14 protein-coding genes are annotated in these 14,114 nt (G+C 55.5%); 6 read left to right on the forward strand and 8 right to left on the reverse strand.

The window, feature by feature from the left end; translation table 11 throughout:
- The first annotated feature begins 192 nt into the window (after positions 1 to 192).
- A complete protein-coding gene (locus AUQ41_RS07985) occupies positions 193 to 1,104 on the forward strand; it encodes a LysR family transcriptional regulator (RefSeq protein ID WP_063087628.1) in 912 nt (303 codons plus the stop codon).
- 18 nt (positions 1,105 to 1,122) lie between these two features.
- Here AUQ41_RS07985 and AUQ41_RS07990 read toward each other — a convergent pair whose 3' ends face one another.
- From AUQ41_RS07990 to AUQ41_RS08015, 6 genes are all read right to left on the reverse strand, one after another.
- On the reverse strand, positions 1,123 to 1,971 hold the full coding sequence (locus AUQ41_RS07990) for a carbohydrate ABC transporter permease (RefSeq protein ID WP_008890319.1): 849 nt from the start codon (positions 1,969 to 1,971) through the stop codon (positions 1,123 to 1,125).
- Positions 1,968 to 2,861, reverse strand: coding sequence for a carbohydrate ABC transporter permease (locus AUQ41_RS07995; protein WP_063087630.1), 894 nt, complete (start codon positions 2,859 to 2,861; stop codon positions 1,968 to 1,970). Before AUQ41_RS07995 ends, AUQ41_RS07990 begins: the two co-directional genes overlap by 4 nt.
- 96 nt (positions 2,862 to 2,957) lie before the next feature.
- Positions 2,958 to 4,223 carry an ABC transporter substrate-binding protein gene (locus tag AUQ41_RS08000; RefSeq protein WP_063087632.1) on the reverse strand — a complete coding sequence of 422 codons (1,266 nt, stop codon included), beginning with the start codon at positions 4,221 to 4,223 and terminating at the stop codon, positions 2,958 to 2,960.
- Between the two features lie 16 nt (positions 4,224 to 4,239).
- Positions 4,240 to 5,364, reverse strand: coding sequence for an ABC transporter ATP-binding protein (locus AUQ41_RS08005; protein ID WP_063087634.1), 1,125 nt, complete (start codon positions 5,362 to 5,364; stop codon positions 4,240 to 4,242).
- Positions 5,361 to 6,146: a DeoR/GlpR family DNA-binding transcription regulator gene (locus tag AUQ41_RS08010; RefSeq protein WP_063087636.1), complete on the reverse strand. Its 786-nt coding sequence runs from the start codon at positions 6,144 to 6,146 to the stop codon at positions 5,361 to 5,363. The genes AUQ41_RS08005 and AUQ41_RS08010 overlap by 4 nt, the downstream gene beginning before the upstream one ends.
- 262 nt (positions 6,147 to 6,408) lie before the next feature.
- Positions 6,409 to 7,371: an NAD(P)/FAD-dependent oxidoreductase gene (locus AUQ41_RS08015; RefSeq protein ID WP_063087638.1), complete on the reverse strand. Its 963-nt coding sequence runs from the start codon at positions 7,369 to 7,371 to the stop codon at positions 6,409 to 6,411.
- Positions 7,372 to 7,522: 151 nt separating this feature from the next.
- Here AUQ41_RS08015 and AUQ41_RS08020 point away from each other — a divergent pair, with 151 nt between their 5' ends.
- The gene (locus AUQ41_RS08020) at positions 7,523 to 7,981 is read left to right on the forward strand and encodes an Rrf2 family transcriptional regulator (protein WP_063087640.1); all 459 of its coding nucleotides are present in this window, start codon (positions 7,523 to 7,525) and stop codon (positions 7,979 to 7,981) included.
- 104 nt (positions 7,982 to 8,085) lie between these two features.
- On the opposite strand, the gene AUQ41_RS08025 is transcribed toward AUQ41_RS08020, so the two are convergent.
- Complete coding sequence (locus tag AUQ41_RS08025) at positions 8,086 to 8,670, reverse strand: TIGR00730 family Rossman fold protein (protein WP_008890311.1); 585 nt, start codon at positions 8,668 to 8,670, stop codon at positions 8,086 to 8,088.
- A 339-nt stretch (positions 8,671 to 9,009) separates the two neighbouring features.
- On the opposite strand from AUQ41_RS08025, the gene AUQ41_RS08030 reads away from it, so the two are divergent.
- The 4 genes from AUQ41_RS08030 (at position 9,010) to pssA (ending at position 13,059) form a co-directional block, all read left to right on the forward strand.
- Positions 9,010 to 9,987 (forward strand): hypothetical protein, encoded by a 978-nt coding sequence (locus AUQ41_RS08030; RefSeq protein WP_063087642.1) that lies wholly within the window; start codon positions 9,010 to 9,012, stop codon positions 9,985 to 9,987.
- Positions 9,988 to 10,206: 219 nt separating this feature from the next.
- The gene (locus AUQ41_RS08035) at positions 10,207 to 11,322 is read left to right on the forward strand and encodes an Ig-like domain-containing protein (protein WP_063087644.1); all 1,116 of its coding nucleotides are present in this window, start codon (positions 10,207 to 10,209) and stop codon (positions 11,320 to 11,322) included.
- 148 nt (positions 11,323 to 11,470) lie between these two features.
- Positions 11,471 to 12,199, forward strand: coding sequence for a phosphatidylserine decarboxylase (locus AUQ41_RS08040; RefSeq protein WP_083952836.1), 729 nt, complete (start codon positions 11,471 to 11,473; stop codon positions 12,197 to 12,199).
- Entirely contained in the window at positions 12,199 to 13,059 is an 861-nt protein-coding gene (pssA, locus tag AUQ41_RS08045) for a CDP-diacylglycerol--serine O-phosphatidyltransferase (protein ID WP_063087647.1), read from the forward strand. The genes AUQ41_RS08040 and pssA overlap by 1 nt, the downstream gene beginning before the upstream one ends.
- A gap of 44 nt (positions 13,060 to 13,103) precedes the next feature.
- On the opposite strand, the gene AUQ41_RS08050 is transcribed toward pssA, so the two are convergent.
- Positions 13,104 to 14,039 carry a transporter substrate-binding domain-containing protein gene (locus AUQ41_RS08050; RefSeq protein ID WP_063087649.1) on the reverse strand — a complete coding sequence of 312 codons (936 nt, stop codon included), beginning with the start codon at positions 14,037 to 14,039 and terminating at the stop codon, positions 13,104 to 13,106.
- Between the last annotated feature and the right edge of the window lie 75 nt (positions 14,040 to 14,114).

Here is a 14,114-nt window from a genome sequence, read left to right on the forward strand (position 1 = left end):
GGTTTCTATCGGTTTGGCTGTCGGCCCAAAGGGCCGCGCAACCAAAGGCCTACAAAGGCAATTCCGATGGCCGCTTGTTCTTTTGATCTGCAAGCGGTCTTCAATTGGTGCGAACACCGAATGTGTATTAAGCGGGCAAGCGTCGCATAAATCTAATGACAAAATCCGAATAGCAATATTAGTGTTATTTATATGACTCGTTTTTCGAACATCAACATGTTGCTGGCCTTTGTCACCGTCGCGCGCGAGGGAAGCGTTTCGCGTGCCGCATCGGTGCTTAACCTTACGCAACCGGCGATCAGTCACCAGATCAAGCGTCTTGGTGAGGAAACCGGCATTTCGCTTTTCAAGCGGACGTCAACCGGCCTGCAAATCACCCCGGACGGGCAGGCGATGCTCAAGAAGGCCGAGCTTGTGCTGGATGCGATGGACGAGTTTCGCAGAAGTGCGCGCAAACGTGCCGGGCGTGTGGGCGGAAAGCTTCGGATCGGAACCATCGTTGATCCGGAATTTATCCGTCTTGGCCGGATGCTAAGCCAGATGCGCATTGATTACCCCGATATCGAAACGGAACTGGTTCATGGCGTCAGTGGCGAGATGCTGACACGCGTCTGTCGCAATGAGATCGATGCCGGGTTTTACCTGAGCGGGCCGGATGTCGATGGTGATATTGCCGCCATCTCGACCGAAGAAATCCACGCAATCAAACTTGCCGACTTTAATTATCGGGTGATTGCCCCGGTCGGTTGGGAAAAAGAAGTCGCGAATGCGGACTGGAAAACACTGGCAAAGCTTCCATGGATCGGCACGACGGACGCATCGGTGCATTCAAGGCTGCTGAGGCGGATTTTTGATCAGTATGATTGCACGCAAAATTGCGTCGCGCGCGTTGATCAGGAAGCCTCGATGCTCGAAATGGTCCGCTCCGGTGTGGGGTTAAGCTTGTGCCGTGATTCCATCGCACTGCATGAAAAGCAGACCTTTGGCCTTGCCGTGTGCAACACAGTTTCCATTCCGGCCTGCCTGAGCCTGATCACCACCGAACGGCGCAAGGAATTGCCTATGATATCGGCGCTGTTCGAGGTGCTTGAAGCAACCTGGTGAATTCCGGATTGCCGATTTCTATCGAATGCCAGCGCGTAGAAACGCTTGAATGAATTGGCGTTGGAAGATCAGGAATGCCATCAAAAGCGGGGCGATGGTCATGATGGTTGCCGCACTGATCACGGAAATATCCACCCCGGTTTCCGGTGCACCAAACAGCGACAAACCAACCGTCAACGGCCTTGTTTCTGGCGAGTTGGTCACAATCAGCGGCCACAGGAAGTTGTTCCAGTGGGTGGCAATCGATACCAGCGCGTAGGCCAGATAAACCGGCTTGGCCGCAGGTACATAGACCTTCCACAGAACGCCCATCCAACTGCATCCTTCAATCCGGGCGGCTTCTTCAAGCTCGATCGGTACGGATTTGAATGCCTGCCTTAACAGGAAAATACCAAATGCACTGGCCATGTAAGGCAGACCGATGCCAAGTGCTGTATCAAACAGGCCAAGCTTGGAAACGATGGCGTAGTTTTCGACAATCAGCACTTCCGGCAGAATGAAAAGCTGCAGAAGGACGAGGATAAAGACCGTATCGCGCCCCTTGAATTCAAACCGGGCAAAGGCGAACCCGGCAAGGGTACAAAGCACCAGCTGGCCCGCAAGGATCAGGGTCACAAGCACCACGGTATTGGTAAAATAGCCGCCCCACGGCACGGCACCCCAGACATAGACAAAATTCTCGAACGTCAGCGGATTGGAGAAATCCAGACCAAGGGCCGTGCCGGATGGTTGCAATGCCGCCCAGGCAGCAAACAGCAGCGGAGAAATCCAGACGATTGCGAGAACCCATGCGCCAAGCGCATCCAGTACCTTGTCGAGATCAGGCAGTTTGAGTGTGGTGTTGGCGGTAACGGTATCTGTTTTCATCGGTAGTGGGTCCGTTTTTCAACCAGTCGGAACTGCGCGACGGCAACAAGGCCAAGGGCCAGCAACACAAGAATGGTCATGGCGGCGGCATGCGGGCTGTCGAAATAGGCAAATGCCATTTCCCAGATCCAGTACAGGATCAGTTTGGAGGCATTGTTTGGCCCGCCCTTGGTCAGGATGAACAGATGGTCAATCAGCTTGACCGAGTTGATCATCGCATTGACGAAGACAAAGATCGTGGTCGGCATCAAAAGCGGTAGCAACACGCGGCGTGTATAGGTCCAGCGACCAGCTCCCTCGATCCGGGCGGCTTCGCGCAGATCCGGCGGGATGGTCTGAAGGGCTGCCAGATAAAAGATCATGAAGAACCCGGCTTCTTTCCAGATCGTCACGATGATCACGGATGCCAGCGCCGTTTCCGGCTGTCCCAGCCAGTTGGTTGGCGATGCGCCAAAGAAGCCGGTGATCTGGTCAATCACCCCAAGATCAGGCGTATAGAAAAACAGCCACAAATTGGCCGCTGCAATCATCGGCAAAATGGTCGGCGTGAAATAAGCACTGCGCACAAAGGATCGCGCCGGGATATGGGCATTGGCCCAAAGCGCCATGACGAGCGCAAAGATGATCGAAACCGGGATGGTGACCCCGGCATAAATCAGGTTGTTGGTCGCAACCGTCCAGAAGGTTGGATCAGCAAACAGATCGCCATAATTTTCAAACCCGGCAAACACCGACGGGCGGCGTGATGTGCCACGACTAAACAGGCTGTGCCAAAAGGTCGCAATGGCCGGGTAAAAGGCAAACAGGCTCATCAGGGCCAGCGCCGGGGTGGCCAGCATCCAGCCATAAAGCGCCAGCCTGCGTTTTTGAAGTCGGGCCATTTCATTCATGGTCGGCACGTCCTGCGATCAAATCGAATAATAAAATCATCAAACAAAGGCGCCGAAGCGGGGAATATCCCGCTTCGGCGTGCAGATCGGGCGCTCTTAGTGGAAGGCCCGCAGAAGACGTTCTGCTTCGGACTGAGCATCGCCAAGGGCTTCTTCCGGGGTCTTTTCACCGGTCAGGGCCGCCTGAATGGCGTTGTTCAGACCTTCGCGAACGCGCGCGGTGTCGTAGGTGGAAAACTCGGCAACCGAAACTTCCAGCTGATCACGCGCGACCAGTGCCGGCGGGAAGTCCGCAACATAGGCCTTAAGCGCGTCGGTTTCGTACGCATCCGGAGTGACACCAACATAACCGGTGGCAATCGACCATTCTGCGGCACGTTCCGGTGCGGTCATGTATTTGATCAGGGCCAGCGATGCTTCTTTCTGCTCATCCGTTGAATCCTTGAACAAATAGAAGTTGCCACCGCCCGTGGGCGAACCCGGCTTTTTATGTTTCGGCAGCATGGCAACACCGAAATCAAACTGTGCTTCGCGTTTGACTGCTGACAGGTTGCCGGTCGAATGCCACATCATTGCGGTCTGGCCCTGAACGAAGGCCTGACGCAGGGTTCCCCATTCAATGGTGCCTTCCGGCATGATTTTCTCTTCGGTCGCAAGGCCGCGCCAGAATTCAAGTGCTTCGACAACGGCCGGATCGTTGAAATAGGTCTCGGTGCCATCAGCACTCATCAGTTCCTTGCCATTCTGGATGGCAAAGCACTGGAACATCCAGTACGGATAACCGGTAGAAGGCACCATCAGGCCCCATTTGCCGTCTTTCGAAAGTGCCTTGCCTGTCGTTACCAGTTCTTCCCAGGTCTGGGGCGGCATTTCCGGATCAAGACCGGCTTCGCGGAACATGTCCTTGTTGTAGTACATGACAATGGTCGAACGCTGGAACGGGATGCCCCAGGTTTTGCCATCGACTTCACCATTGGCCATCAGTGCCGGATAGAATGACTTCAGCCATTCCTTGTCTTCGGCGGTTTTGACAACATCATCAAACGGAACAATCAGGTCCTGTTCGATCAGGTCGTAAACGTCGATCGAAAACATCACTGAAAGCTGTGCCGGATCGCCGCTTTTGATTGCCGAAACCGCGCGCAGGCGGGTGTCGTCATAGTTGCCAGCATAGATGGCGTTGACTTTGACATCCGGATTTTCGGACTCAAATCCTTCGATCATGCCGTCAATCACGCTGGTCAGCGGGCCGCCAACAGCGACGGGATAATACATGGTCAGTTCAGTGGCAGCAAAGGCCGGGCTTGCCGCCGTTGCCATCAGTCCGGCTGCGAATGCAGCACTGGTTACGATGTTACGCATGAACAAAAGTTCCCTGTTAAAGTGTCGAAGTTGCAGTGTCAGGTTGAGAGGTGATCTTGGTATCTTGCGCTGATGTGCCCGGTACCGTCGGTGTCAGACGATGACCGCGTTCGCCGTCAAACCAGTGGGCCGCAGCGCCAGCCCAACTGAGCGAGACTTCTGTCCCGGGCGAAATTTCAACGCGACCGGGCAGGCGGGCGGTGGCCCCATCCGTTCCCGGGATCGCGACAAATACAAATGTCTCGGCCCCCAAAAACTCGCTGCCGGTCACCGTCGCCGGGATGCCCCATGGATGATCGTTCTGCCCGGTCGACAGGATCAGATCTTCGGGGCGGATGCCAAAGGTCAGATTGTTGGCATCAATGCCATCCGGTATGACAGAGGCTGGCAGGGCATTGGCCGGGATCAGGGTCATCGGCGGGCTTCCGACAAATCCGGCGGCAAAGGCGGTGGCGGGTTTCAGGTAAAGGTCGGCGGGGTTGCCAACCTGCTCGATCCGGCCGTCTTTCATCAGAATGACGATATCGGCCATGCTCATGGCTTCGGTCTGATCGTGGGTGACATAAACAACCGTGATGCCAAGACGCTGTTGCAGGTCGCGGATATCCTTGCGCACGGCATGGCGCAGTTTGGCATCAAGGTTTGAAAGCGGTTCATCCATCAGGCACAGCGGATGGCCGGCAACGATTGCGCGGGCCAGTGCAACGCGCTGTCGCTGCCCACCGGAAAGCTGGGCGGGTTTGCGGTCTTCATACCCCTCAAGGCCGGTCACACGCAGGGCATCTTCAAGGCGGGTCTTGATTTCGTCCTTTTGGGTTTTGCGGACCTTGAGGCCAAAGATGATGTTTTCGGCAACACTCAGATGCGGGAACAGGGCATAGGACTGAAACACCATCGACAGGCCGCGCTTGGAAGGCGGCGCACTTGTGACGTCCTTGCCATCAATCTCAATCGACCCCTGATCAGCGGTCTCAAGCCCTGCAATCAGACGCAGGGTCGTTGATTTGCCACAGCCCGATGGCCCCAGCAGAACGACGAAGCTTCCGCGCGGAATGTCGAGTGACAGGTCATGCACGCCATTGCCGCCGTTAAACACGCGCGACACAGAATTGATGCGAATAAAGGGGGGCTGGTTGGTCATTCGTAACTTTCGCTTTTGGCAATTTGCAGACGCGCGCGAACGTCCTGACGGTCAAACAACGGATCGAAAACGCCGCCGGGCACACCATCAACCACGATCAGGTCAGGGTCGGTCAGGTGCCCGCCCTTGGCCGGGGCCGGGCGGCCGAATTTGGATTGATCGGCAACAAGGATGGAATTGCGGCAATTGGCGGCAATCGCCTGACGAAGCGATACTTCGCGATGGTCGAAATCGGTGAGCGTCCCGTCGGGCTCAACACCGCCGACGCCAAACAGGCCGTAATCGACCTTGTATTTGTTAAACATGGCCTCCGCTTCGGGACTGATGACGTCGCGATCGGGCAGGCGCAGCGTGCCACCCGGAATGACAATCCGGTTGCTGGTGTTGTTGCCCAGCGCCATGGCGGCATTCATGTTGTTGGTAATCACGGTCAGATGGCGATGATCGACCAGATTAAGCGCAACCAGTTCAAGCGTGCTGCCAATCCCGATCAGGATCGACGCCCCGTCGGGGATCAGGCTTGCGACATGCAGCGATATGGCATGCTTGGCGGCGATATTGGTGACCTGACGACTGTCATAGGACAGGTTCATCCCCGGTTCGCCGGCATATTCAACCCCGCCATGGCGACGGCGCACCAGATTGGCGTCGCTGAGCATATTGACGTCGCGCCGCACGGTTTGCGGGGTAACGTCAAAATGTTCGGCCAGCTTGTCAATCGAGACAAAGCTGTCACGGCGCAGGATGTCGATGATGTCGCGCTGTCGCGTAGAAATATTCATTTGATCGTTCAATTTGTTGTTTTGAACATTGAAGCGATCATACGCGGCTTCGTTGTCACTAAGATTTCAGAAGCATGACATTCATATGAATATTCAGACGGTTACGAACCGCGCGGAAATTATGGGGTTTTAGGGCGATGATCAAATGAACACCGTCCCCGGATCATCCATTTTGCACGGGCGTGTAACAAAAACACCGCCGCGCGGTATGCGTGGCGGTGCCTGTTCGGATATGATTGAAGTTTGTCCCTAGTTTACGATCTTATCGAAACACTAGCGATTGGTGCGCGCCAAACCCGGCCATGACACCGGCGGCCGACGCCAACGTTGCATTGTGACGTGCAGTTGCGGCATCACCGGCGGCAAATACCCCCGGCACACTGGTTTCCTGACTGGGATCAACAGCAATGAACGGACCCTGTGGTCCTTCATCAAATCGGCACCCCAGCATCTCGGCAACCGGGTTTGGCATGGAAACGGTTGGGCCGGCGAAAATGGTTTGAATATGCAAAGTGCGCCCGTCCGCCAACCGAACACCATCAATGACCGGTGCCTTGCCCAGAATTTCGACAATTGGCGAATGTTCGATGGTGATGCCACGATCACGCATGGCCAGTACCATGTCGTCATCGGGCATATGTTCAGACTGGCTGAAATAGGTGGTCGGTCCCCAGTCAGGCAGCATCATTGCTTGATGGCTTGATGCTGGCATGGTCGCGATGACACCGATCTGGCTATCACGCACTTCATAGCCATGGCAATATGGGCAATGCAAAACCGTTTTGCCCCAGCGTTCGGCAAGGCCGGGAATATCGGGCAGGTTATCGCGTACGCCGGAGGCCAGAATGATACGCCGGGCTTCAAGGGCCCCACCATCTGCAAGTTTCAGTCCAAACAGCGGATCGGATGCATCGCGAAGCGTGCAGGCCATGGCGTCGGTGACCAACCCGCGACGAAAATCAACAGTTTCATAGCGACAAAGCTGATCAATGGCGGTAGTGCGAATTTCGGCCGGGGTTTTGCCGTCATGACCCAGAACTCCGTGGGCGGTGGTCGCAAAACGGTTACGGGGCTCTCCGGCATCAATCACACATATATCGCACCGGGCGCGCGCAAGCTGCATAGCTGCCGAAAGCCCGGCGAACCCGGCCCCGATAACGGCGACGTCATATTGTTTCTTGCCTGCCGTGGTTGATTGGGCAGCAGAAGGGACATTTGGTGACATTGCATTTCCTCGTCAAACATATGGATGTGTTTCATGTAACTTTATAAGTATCGTGATGTGAGCGAGTCAAAGGAATTCGAAACTTTTGTTGTTGCGAGATGTGCCAAGTGCTACGAATTGCTGGAAATCAAACCCGCATCAGGAGTTCGCAATGCGCCGTGACAGCCGACTTTCGCGCATGCTGCATGTTCTTATTCATATGGACCGGATAGACGGTGCTGCGACGTCTGATCAAATCGCGCAGATGCTTGGGACAAATCCGGTGGTGGTGCGACGAACCATGGCGGGGCTTCGCGATGATGGGTATGTGCATTCGGAAAAAGGTCACGGTGGTGGCTGGGTTTTGACCAGGCCCTTATCGGAAATCACAATGCTCGATATACATCGCGCCATTGGCAATCCCGCTTTCTTTGCCGTTGGAGTTGCCGTCGATCATCCGGAATGCCTTGTTGAACAGGCGGTTAATTCGGCACTTGGCAGTGCGTTCGAGGCTGCTGAAAAACTGCTGATCGAAAAATTTGCCTCTGTCACATTGGCCGATCTGGCTGATGAATTTGATCAGCGCATGGCAAAGATTGCCGATCAACCAACCTGCGAGCTTTCCCGTTAATATGCATTCGAACTGAAGTATCGGTTCTTCCAGTGGCGTAGTTACCACAAAAAAGCCCGGTCAGGTGAGGCTGGCCGGGCTTTGGTCAGGCTATTTTGCCGAGATCAGAAAAGCTTTTCGCGCGGGTCAAAGCGCGGGGCCGGTTCGGCGGCAAGCTGTTCAAAGATTTCATCGAGTGTGTTGGCCACGGTATAGAGGTTCTTGTGGCTGGGACGGGCAAAGCCTTCGTCTATGATGGCGTCAATCATGTCAAAGCACTTGTCCCAATAACCAAGCGCATTAAGGAACACCATCGGCTTGTCATGAATGCCGAGCTGGCGAAGTGTCATGGCTTCGAACGCCTCATCGAGGCTGCCAAGCCCGCCCGCAAGGGTGACAAACGCGTCCGAGCGACGGAACATCTCGACCTTGCGTTCATGCATGGATTTGCAAACGATCAGTTCTGAAAGACCGGTATGGCCAACTTCGATATCGTCAAGATGGGCCGGGATGATGCCCACGACCGATCCGCCATTTTGCATAACGCCATCTGCCACGGCCCCCATCAGTCCGATCCGGCCGCCGCCATAAATCAGCGTGATGCCGCGTTCGGCCATCATTTTGCCAAAGGCGATGGCATTTTCCATGTGTTGCGGATTCTTGCCATCCGAAGCACCGCAAAAGACACAGATTGATTTTACTTTTGTCATGGCGACCTGCCTTGTGTTTCTTGTTTCGCAGGTAGCGGGGCCACGCATTTCTGAACGAAACCCCGTACGGAAGGGGACCTTAACCGATCCGATCGCATCTGTGGCAGTAATTTCCGCATAGCAGCATCTGAATTTTATCGATCGTGCCCTGATTTGTTCGCCTTTGGCCGTAATCTTGCCAATTGGCTATGGCATTGACGGCCAAGCCGCCGAAGGCCGCAAATCGCGCGCTTTTTGTCGCAGGGTTAACAAGTTCTGAACCTGATTGTGGGATGGGTAATTCTCACAGCAGGAAACTGCGCTAAGCATATTCATAAGAAGAAGGCAGGACCGCCCAACGTGTTTGTCGATAGTCCATTCATTCTCGCCATTGTGATATCGGGCATTATCGCCGCCGTTCTGATGCTGGCCTTGTGGCTGGGGTTGGAACGTTCCATCGCGCGCCGCCTTGTTCTGGGCGCGATCATTCCGGCGGTTGCCGTGGCCGTGCCAGCAGCCATCGGACTGCCTGAAACCGCGCGCGGTGGTGTGGGCGCAGCACTTTTGATGTTGGTGCTTGGCGGTGTCTGTGGCGCGATCATGGATATTTCGCGACTGTCGGAACGCATATCGCTGGGCGTTGCCGGGCTGACCCTGCTTTTGGGGGGCTGGTTGGTGTTGGCAGCACCAATTCGGGGGCTTTCATACCATCCCGGTGCGATCCAGATTTTTGCATGGCTGGCGTTTCTGATTGTCGGCGGCTGTTTCCTGTGGGTGACGCGCCCGGATTTCACCGAGGACGACGATGACGGGGCAAAACCTGCCAAGGGCAGGAAAGCCAAAAGCACCAAATCAAAATCCGGCAAGTCGACGACGGATGCCAAAAGCGACGTGGAAACAATTGCGAAACCCGGCCCGATTGCGGTTTTAATGACCCTGGCCCTTGGGCAGGGGATCATCGTTCATCTGTTTGGCCTTGCCGATCATGTTGTGTTTCAGGCGGCCTTGACGGTGGCACTGTTTGTCGCGCTGATTTCTGAAAAGGCGGCCCCGCAATACCGGGTGGCGGTGTGGCTTGGCGTTGTTGGTGCGCTGATGTCGGGGGCTGCAAGTGCGATGATCATGGTGCCAGCATCCTGCCTTGCCTTTGCGGTGTTGCTTCTGGTGGTCTCCGCACGTCAGTCCTCGGTCAGGCTGGCGACGCATCTGCCCACCGATAACCCGGCACAGGCGGCACTTTTGGGTATGATGATCCGGGTGGGTGTTCTGGCCTTGCCACTGATCATGGCCGCCCTTGTGGCCTATGTCGGGGCGGAGATGGCGGCCCGAAGCCTTTGAGCTCAAGGGTGTTTGCTTTGAGCGGTCTTGCTCTCTTCATCTTTGCCTAACGGTTGCGATGTATCGTTTGTAGGTTACGTTATGGAAACTGCACGTACAAAGTAGTACAAGTTTCTAATTAACGTGCTCGCACGGGTTGTTTGAGGGGAATATGGCAAGCAATTTCAGTGTCTTGAGCATAAGAGTTATAAACATAAACATCGTTCAAGGATATTTCCGGTGAAGCGACCCTATATCCTCGTCATTGTCGGCGTTGTACTGATCATTGCAGCGATTGCGCTGAATTACATGCTGACCAAGAGTGCGGATGAAGAAACCGCACCGGCAGTAACACAGGCGCCTGCGGTTACCACCGAGACGACGCCAAACGAACCGGCGTCTGAACCGGCCACTGACGCACCTGCGATCACCAATCCAAGCTTTGATGTCGTGCGCATCGGCCCGGACGGAAATGCCGTCATTGCAGGCCGCGCCGAACCCAACAGCACGGTTCGCATCCGCGAGGGTGAAGAAGTGATTGGCGAAGCCACGGCCGACGAACGCGGTGAATGGGTCGTATTGCCAAACAAACCGTTGGCCAGTGGCGATCGGGAATTGTCGCTTGAAGCCGAAGACGCCACCGGGAATGTTTCCAAGGCAGATGACAAGGTTGTTGTCCTGATTCCAGAGGAAAAGGCACCGGCAGCCACCAGTGAACAAAGCGGTGAAACCAGCGAGACCACAGAGGCGACCGACAGCGAACCGGAAAGCGAAAAGCAGCCTGTGATCGCGCTTAAGGTGCCATCTGATGGTGACGGTGCCGTTACCGTAATGCAGGGACCGGCACCCGAGGCCGCAGCGAAACAGGAAGAAGGTTCTGATACGCAAGACGCGACGCTTCCGCGTCTGTCGATTGATGTTGTCGACTACGATACCGAGGGCCGCGTTGCAATGTCGGGCAAGGCCGACCTTAATCACACAGTTCGGGTTTACCTTGATAACAACCATGTTGGCACTGCGCCGGCCGATGAAAACGGCAACTGGGCACTGACCATCGGGCAGCCGATTGAGCCGGGCAACTACACGCTGCGCGCCGATCAGCTTGACAGTTCCGGCAAGGTGACCGCACGCGTTGAAATTCCGTTTGAACGTGCACGGCCAGACCAAATTCTTGAGCCGGGTTCACGCTATGTCGTTCAGCCGGGCAACAGCCTGTGGCGGATTGCGCGCAGTACTTATGGCGAAGGCCTGAAATACTGGGTGATTTACCATCAGAACCGCAACCAGATCCGCGATCCTGATCTGATTTATCCGGGGCAGATTTTCGCACTGCCGAACGAAGAAAATCAGCAATAAGCATCACTTTTCTTTGCGAGGGGCAAAGCACATGGTAAGTGTGTTTTGCCCCTTTTAAGTTTGGGGCCAAACAGTTGAACGCGGGTTGCGTTGCCCATTGTCATCACTAGATGGTAGGAAAGCGCCCGCACGGTACCATGCGTACCAAATTGATACGCCCAACCATGGCAACCAGGGAATTAAGACTTTGAAATCCGTTCTTGTGCCGATCAATCCCGAAGGCTGGAAATTCGTTGCGATCTTTGCGGCGATCACTGTGGGCTTGTTCCTGATTGCGGAACCGCTGGGCTGGATCGGGGTGATCCTGACACTTTGGTGCGCGTACTTCTTCCGCGACCCGGATCGCATTACCCCGACCGATGAAAATCTGGTGATTTCCCCGGCAGATGGCCGTGTTTGCATGATTTCGCAGGCGCCGCTGCCCAAGGAACTTGAGCTTGACGACAAAACCCCGCGCACGCGTGTTTCGATCTTCATGAATGTTTTCAATGTTCATGTGAACCGCTGCCCGGTCAATGGCGAGATCGTTGGCGAGGCCTATGTGCCCGGCAAGTTCGTCAATGCCGAGCTCGACAAGGCATCGGAAAACAACGAACGCCAGATCCTGCTGGTGCGTGACAAGGAAGGCCGCGAGTTTGGCGTTGTCCAGATCGCTGGTCTGGTTGCGCGTCGTATCCTGTGTGATGTCGGCACCGGTTCGCAGCTTAAGGCCGGTGAACGTTTCGGTCTGATCCGCTTTGGCTCGCGCGTGGATGTTTACCTGCCCGAAGGCGTGTCACCCAACGTGATTGTCGGTCAAACCACGATTGCCGGTGAAACTGTTCTTGCCGATGTTTCGGCCAAGGGCAAGGAAGCCGCGGTCGGGGAGATCCGCTAATGGCAGGCGGCATCGATCCCATTCGTCGTCCCCGTCGCTTCAAGGCGCTGTCGCTGACACGGCTGGTGCCCAATGTGGCAACGATAATGGGCATGTGTGCAGGTCTGACTTCGATCCGCTTTGCGATGCAGGATCGCTGGGAGGCCGCCGTTGCCGCCATTCTGATTGCCGGGATCATTGACGGTCTTGATGGCCGTCTTGCCCGCATGCTGAACGCATCCAGCCGGTTTGGCGGTGAACTCGACAGCCTGTCGGACTTTGTCTGCTTTGGCGTCGCACCGGCGATGATGCTGTATTTCTGGTCGCTGCATGAATTTGGCGGCATTGGCTGGGCGTTGTCGCTGCTGTTTGCCGTTTGCATGATGCTGCGTCTGGCGCGCTTTAACACCCAGATGCTGGGCGAACCGGAATTGCCGACATGGGCCTATCGGTTCTTTACCGGGGTTCCGGCCCCGGCGGCGGCCGCGCTTGCGATGTGGCCGATTGTCCTGACCTTCCAGTTTGGCGAAGGCATCTTTGACAGCCCGTATATCGTAGCCCCCTATGGCGTGATCATCGCTGGTCTTATGGTGTCGCGCCTGCCGACATTCAGCTTCAAGAAGGTCAAGGTGCCGCGTGCCTGGGTACTGCCATTGATGTTGGCCTTCGGGGCGTCGGTGGCGTTTCTGGTGTCCTCGCCGTGGCTAACACTTTCGGTGATTGCCGGGGTCTATTTCATTACCTTCCCGCTGTCCTATCGTTCCTATCGCCGTATGGGCGTCGAGAACCAGCAGGAACAGGATAAAGCGGACGAAGAAGATGATGATGGCGAACCCGATGATGATCCCGACGAAGGATTGAACCGCGTCCATCAGAACTGATCACAAGATCAAAACAAAAGCCGGCATCGTTGCCGGCTTCTTTGTTATTGCGCCGATGACGGGCGGTATTCCAGACGGGTTTCGAAATGCTCTGCATGGATATATTGATCGCGTGCGGCATAGAACCATTCCCGGTCACTCGCACCAAGCCAGTCGGCATAATAGTCGGTCCAGGGCATGGTCGGATGTGCATCGACAATGGCATTGATGGCTTCAATGGCCTTTTTGCCAGCTGGTGTTTTTGCACAGCCAATAGTGGCCTCAAGCAAGGTAGTGTTTCCGGCAATCGGCAGGGCCTTTATCAAAAGGTCGGGCGTCTGGGACCGACGGTAAAATTCCGCCTCGGACGGGAAATAGAGTGTCCAGTCAATCCGTTTGAGATCAAGCATCCGCACGAACTTGGTATCTTCGGCGACCTCCATGATGCGGTCTGTATTGCGATACCGGTTCAACTGTCCGTCAACCAGCGTCCCGTAAGCGCGCCCAATTCGAACCGCGGTTGCAAGTTCCTCGTCTTTGAGGAGGTCCTCGATCCTGATGTGGCCTTCGTCGTTCAGATAGGGCGCAAAACGGGCCTCATCCTCGGCGCGGATAACGATCGAGATCGGCAAATGCAGCAGAATGGTTTTGGCAAACGTAATATAGGTGCGCCGTTCCGGCGTCGGGATCAGCGTGGTTGAGCAGCGTAATTCACCATCGCCACTTTTCATTTCCGCCAGAAGCCGGGCCAAGGGCACATGCATAATGCGGTGCTGATACTGTGAAAGCCTGGCTGCGAACCAGTTCTGGGTATCGGCGGCATAGCCGCTGAGTTCGCCGTAATCCTTGATGAATGCCGGCGCAAAGGACGGGACCGCCCAGATAAGGGATTGGTCGGGCATGGCGTTTTCAGCCGCCACACCATGGGGGGCAAGCGCGCCTAGCGCACAGACAAGTCCAAATACCTGTGATCGCGCTTTATGCCAAACAGCCCATACCATACAGATCCTTTGTTTCCGCCAGAAAACAGTTCTCGATAACCATTCTAAAAATACGCCCGGAAACATTAGGAAAGT

The organism is Thalassospira sp. MCCC 1A02898 (assembly GCF_001618185.1).
Classification (GTDB): domain Bacteria; phylum Pseudomonadota; class Alphaproteobacteria; order Rhodospirillales; family Thalassospiraceae; genus Thalassospira; species Thalassospira tepidiphila.

Bases quoted from the DNA above. Each gene is read 5' to 3' on its own strand.
- AUQ41_RS07985 (WP_063087628.1), top strand. From the start codon at position 193: ATGACTCGTTTTTCGAACATCAACATGTTGCTGGCCTTTGTCACCGTC.
- AUQ41_RS07990 (WP_008890319.1), bottom strand. From the start codon at position 1,971: ATGAAAACAGATACCGTTACCGCCAACACCACACTCAAACTGCCTGAT.
- AUQ41_RS07995 (WP_063087630.1), bottom strand. From the start codon at position 2,861: ATGAATGAAATGGCCCGACTTCAAAAACGCAGGCTGGCGCTTTATGGC.
- AUQ41_RS08000 (WP_063087632.1), bottom strand. From the start codon at position 4,223: ATGCGTAACATCGTAACCAGTGCTGCATTCGCAGCCGGACTGATGGCA.
- AUQ41_RS08005 (WP_063087634.1), bottom strand. From the start codon at position 5,364: ATGACCAACCAGCCCCCCTTTATTCGCATCAATTCTGTGTCGCGCGTG.
- AUQ41_RS08010 (WP_063087636.1), bottom strand. From the start codon at position 6,146: ATGAATATTTCTACGCGACAGCGCGACATCATCGACATCCTGCGCCGT.
- AUQ41_RS08015 (WP_063087638.1), bottom strand. From the start codon at position 7,371: ATGTCACCAAATGTCCCTTCTGCTGCCCAATCAACCACGGCAGGCAAG.
- AUQ41_RS08020 (WP_063087640.1), top strand. From the start codon at position 7,523: ATGCGCCGTGACAGCCGACTTTCGCGCATGCTGCATGTTCTTATTCAT.
- AUQ41_RS08025 (WP_008890311.1), bottom strand. From the start codon at position 8,670: ATGACAAAAGTAAAATCAATCTGTGTCTTTTGCGGTGCTTCGGATGGC.
- pssA (WP_063087647.1), top strand. From the start codon at position 12,199: ATGGCAGGCGGCATCGATCCCATTCGTCGTCCCCGTCGCTTCAAGGCG.
- AUQ41_RS08050 (WP_063087649.1), bottom strand. From the start codon at position 14,039: ATGGTATGGGCTGTTTGGCATAAAGCGCGATCACAGGTATTTGGACTT.